Here is a 1,057-nt window from a genome sequence, read left to right as displayed (position 1 = left end):
GCTAGAGCGGTTTCCGGCCTTTCTGAATCATCGAGGATTCACACGGGCGCGGTTTTCTGATTCAGGCTCTGGGCCGGGTCAGGAGGCCGGCACGGATGCCGCGAGTGTTGTCACAGGATCTTCGGGAGCGGGTGGTCGCCGCGATTGATGGCGGGATGTCATGCCGGGCCGCGGCAGCGCGGTTCGGGGTAAGCGCAGCCAGTGCGATCCGCTGGCGGCAGTTGGTCGTTCAGCACGGCACGCCGGCGGCCAAGCGGCAGGGTGGCGACCGCCGTGCGGCCCGGATCGACGCCCACGCGACCTTCATCCTGGAGGCGATCGAGACGAAGGACGACATCACGCTGGTCGAGTTGCAGGTGCTGCTCGCCGAGCGCGGCACGCCGGTCGGGATCGGAACGCTGTGGCGGTTCTTCGACCGGCATCGGATCACGCGCAAAAAAAGACGGCCCACGCCACTGAGCAGGACCGCCCCGACGTCCTGAAACGCCGCGAAGAGTGGTTCGATGGCCAGCTCGACCTCGATCCCGAACGCCTGGTCTTCATCGACGAGACCTGGGCGTCCACCAACATGGCGCGTCGCCACGGTCGCTGCCGACGCGGCGAGCGGTTGCGCTCGGGCGTGCCTCACGGACACTGGAAGACCACCACCCTCGTCGCCGGCCTGCGCCGCACCGGCATGATGGCGCCGATGGTGCTCGATGGCCCGATCAACCGCGACGCTTTTGTTGCCTATGTCCGCCAAGTGTTGGTGCCCGACCTCTCACCCGGCGACATCGTCATCATGGACAACCTGTCGAGCCACAAGGCGCCCGCCGCACGCGACGCTATCGAAGCAGCTGGCGCCAAGCTGCTCTTCCTCCCGCCCTACAGCCCCGACTTCAACCCAATCGAGCAGGCGTTCTCTAAGCTCAAGGCGCACCTGCGCAAGGCCGCCGAGCGCACCATCCACGGCCTGTGGGACGCCATCGGCCGCATCCTCGACCTCTACCCACCACAGGAGTGCGCCAACTACTTCACCAACGCCGGTTACGATGCAGACTGATCGGAAACCGCTCTA

Annotated in this window: 1 protein-coding gene; it reads left to right on the top strand. The window is 66.3% G+C overall.

The window, feature by feature from the left end; translation table 11 throughout:
- Nucleotides 1-95 precede the first annotated feature (95 nt).
- Nucleotides 96-1,042, top strand: a protein-coding gene (locus FHY05_RS22215; protein ID WP_183946711.1) for an IS630 family transposase whose coding sequence is annotated in 2 segments (ribosomal slippage) — nt 96-432 and nt 432-1,042 — 948 coding nt in all. Because the reading frame shifts where the segments join, the coding sequence is not laid out codon by codon here.
- The last annotated feature ends 15 nt before the right edge of the window (nt 1,043-1,057 follow it).

This window comes from Sphingomonas sp. BK580 (assembly GCF_014194975.1).
Taxonomy (GTDB): domain Bacteria; phylum Pseudomonadota; class Alphaproteobacteria; order Sphingomonadales; family Sphingomonadaceae; genus Sphingomonas.
The sequence above is the reverse complement of the archived record's forward strand: the minus strand, read 5'-3'. Positions and strand labels throughout refer to the sequence as shown.